The 3,116-nt window shown below is 74.0% G+C and carries 3 protein-coding genes; all 3 read right to left on the reverse strand.

Annotated elements, in window-relative coordinates; all coding sequences use genetic code 11:
* Positions 1–9: 9 nt before the first annotated feature.
* Genes BZL64_RS37305 through BZL64_RS37315 form a run of 3 tightly spaced genes read right to left on the reverse strand, consistent with a single transcriptional unit; the run spans position 10 to position 3,001 of the window.
* Entirely contained in the window at positions 10–1,392 is a 1,383-nt protein-coding gene (locus BZL64_RS37305) for a bifunctional RNase H/acid phosphatase (protein ID WP_086773425.1), read from the reverse strand.
* A gap of 11 nt (positions 1,393–1,403) precedes the next feature.
* Entirely contained in the window at positions 1,404–2,147 is a 744-nt protein-coding gene (locus BZL64_RS37310; RefSeq protein ID WP_208639607.1) for a zinc ribbon domain-containing protein, read from the reverse strand.
* Positions 2,144–3,001, reverse strand: a complete 858-nt coding sequence (locus BZL64_RS37315) for a Nif3-like dinuclear metal center hexameric protein (protein ID WP_086773426.1) — start codon at positions 2,999–3,001, stop codon at positions 2,144–2,146. Before BZL64_RS37315 ends, BZL64_RS37310 begins: the two co-directional genes overlap by 4 nt.
* Between the last annotated feature and the right edge of the window lie 115 nt (positions 3,002–3,116).

Raw genomic sequence — 3,116 nt, forward strand, 5'->3', positions numbered from 1 at the left:
CCCTGCCACTCACCCACGCAGATGCGACGTGTCGTTGAGGAGGCGCACGCTGGCGTTGCCGTCCGCGTAGTACGCCACGACCGACAGCGAGGCCGCCGACAGTTCCATCCGGAACAGCGACTCGGGCGGGGCGCCCAGGGCGAGCCGGACCAGTGTCTTGATCGGGGTGACGTGTGTGACCAGCAGGACCGTACGCCCCGCGTAGGCCGCGACCAGCTTGTCGCGGGCGGCGGCGATGCGGACCGCGGTCGCCGCGAAGCTCTCGCCGCCGCCGGTCGGTTCGGCCTCCGGGTCGGACAGCCAGGCGTTGAGATCGTCCGGGTACCGCTCGCGGACCTCACCGAAGGTGAGCCCCTCCCAGGCCCCGAAGTCCGTCTCGCGCAGGCCGTCGTCGACGGTGACCTCCAGCCCCAGCCGGGCCGCGACGGCGGCGGCGGTCTCCCGGGTCCGCGCGAGCGGAGAGGCGACGATGTGCTGCACCGTGCCCCGCCGGGCGAGCGCGTCCGCGACCCGCTCGGCCTGCTCCCGCCCGACGGCGGAGAGCGCGGGATCGCTCCCCCCGCTCCCGGAGAACCGCTTCTCCGGCGTGAGCGGCGTCTCCCCGTGCCGCAGCAGTACGAAGGTGGCGGGCGCCCCCAGATCGGGGGCGGCCCCCCAGCCGACGGAGGGCTGCGCCTGCCCGGACGCGGACGCCGATGCGGGAGCGGGAGCGGGGGAAGGGGAGGCGAGGGTGCGGGCGGCCCGGCGGTCGGCGTCGGATGTGGCGGCGGTGCCGGTGCCGGTGACCGTGGCGGTACCCGTGGTGTCCCCCGTGTGCCCACCGGCGGTCGCCGGCGCCGGGGCGCTGCCCGCGCGTCCCCCGGCCAGGGCCTCGCGGGCCTTCGCCGCGCCGGCCCTCGCGTCGCCGGGAGGGCCCGACGGCGTGCGGTCGACCGGGGCGGCGTTCAGGGCCGCCATGGACGCCCCTGCGTCCCACTGTTCGCCGCGCTTGCCCGCGTCCATCGCCTCGTTGGCCAGGCGGTCGGCGTGCTTGTTGTGCTCGCGCGGGATCCACTCGTAGGTGACCTGGCCGGGCGGATAGATCCCGGCGGCCTCCGCGGCCAGGGGCTTCATGCCGGGGTGCTTGATCTTCCAGCGGCCCGACATCTGCTCGACGACGAGCTTGGAGTCCATGCGGACGCGCACCGGAGCCGCGGGGTCCAGTTCGCGGGCGGCGCGCAGGCCGGCCAGCAGGCCCCGGTACTCGGCGACGTTGTTGGTGGCGATGCCGATGTACTCGGCCCGCTCGACGAGGGTCTCCCCCGTCGCCGCGTCGATGACCACGCTGCCGTACCCCGCGGGCCCCGGGTTGCCCCGGGACCCCCCGTCTGCCTCGACGATGAACTCCCGCACGTCTGCCGTCCCTACAGACCGGACTCGGAGGTCCGCACCAGGATCCGGCGGCAGTTCTCGCACCGTACGACGGTGTCGGGGGCGGCCTTGCGGATGTCGTTGATGTCGGTGACCGCCAGCTCCTGACGGCAGCCCTGGCAGGTGCGCTGGTACAGCTTGGCCGCGCCGACGCCGCCCTGCTGCGCGCGCAGCTTGTCGTAGAGCTTGAGCAGGTCCTCGGGGACGGTGGCGGCGATGACCTCGCGCTCCTTGGTGGCGGAGGCGATCTCGCCGTCGAGCTTCTCGAAGGCGGCGTCGCGGCGGGCCGTCGCGTCGTCGATCCGGCCCTGGACGGAACCGACGCGCTCGGTCAGTTCGGCGGCCCGCTCCTGGGCGGCCTCGCGGCGCTCCATGATCTCCAGGACGACGTCCTCGAGGTCACCCTGGCGCTTGGCGAGGGAGACGATCTCGCGCTGGAGGTTCTCCAGGTCCTTCGAGGAGGTGACGGCGCCGGAGTCCAGACGCTGCTGGTCGCGGGCGGCACGCTGACGGACCTGGTCGACGTCCTGCTCGGCCTTGGTCTGCTCGCGGGCGGTGTCGCTCTCCTCGGTCTGCGCGGCCACCAGGAGGTCGCGCAGCTGCGTGAGGTCCTTGGTCAGCGACTCGATCTCGGCGTGCTCGGGCAGCGAGCGGCGCTTGTGCGCGAGCTGCTGGAGGCGGACATCGAGGTCCTGGACGTCGAGGAGTCGGATCTGGTCGGCGGGCGCGGCGTTCAGTTGGGGGCTCCAGGTGAAGGGAATTGGCTGGTCCAGGGGTCGGTGACCGTCTTCGAGACGTGGACCCTCAGGCCCCAGCCGTGGCGGTCGGAGATCTCGTCGAGCTGGGCTGCGGCCAGCTCGCACCAGGGCCATTCGGTGGCCCAGTGCGCCGCGTCGAGCAGCGCGAGAGGTTGGTGTGCGCCGTGCGCACCGTGCGCGCGGGCCTCGGACGCCGGGTGATGGCGCAGGTCCGCGGTGAGGAACGCGTCGACGCCGGCGGCGCGGACGTGGTCGAAGAGGCTGTCGCCCGACCCGCCACTGACCGCGACGGTCCGTACGGTCGCGTCCGGATCGCCCGCCACCCGGATGCCCTGCGCGGTCGCGGGCAGCCGTTCGGCGGCGCGCGCGGCCAGTTCACGGACGGTGAGCGGGTGGTCGAGTTCGCAGATCCTGCCCAGGCCACGACGCCCGTCGGGGTCGCCGGGATCGGGCACGAGAGGCCGTACGACGCGCAGGTCGAGGGCGCCGGCGAGGGCGTCGCTGACGCCGGGGTCGGCCGTGTCGGCGTTGGTGTGGGCGACGTGCAGGGCGATGTCGTGCTTGATGAGGGTGTGCACGACGCGGCCCTTGAAGGTGGAGGCCGCGACGGTCGTCGTCCCGCGGAGATAGAGGGGGTGGTGGGTGACGAGCAGGTCGGCGCCCAGCTTCACCGCCTCGTCGACGATCTCCTGGACGGGGTCCACGGCGAACAGGACCCGCGTGACGTCCTGGCCGGGTTCGCCCACGACGGTGCCGACCGCGTCCCAGGACTCGGCCCGCTCGGCGGGCCACAGGTTCTCCAGCGCGGCGATGACTTCAGACAGACGGGGCACGGGGAAAGGCTACCTGTCCGCCCCCCGCCCCTGAACCGCCGCAGGCCACAAGCCCTGGGAGAGGCTGGCCCGCGGTCCGGCCGGGGACCGGCGGGACCGGCGGGCCAGCCTCTCC

The organism is Streptomyces bobili, assembly GCF_002154575.1.
GTDB classification, from domain to species: Bacteria; Actinomycetota; Actinomycetes; order Streptomycetales; family Streptomycetaceae; genus Streptomyces; species Streptomyces bobili.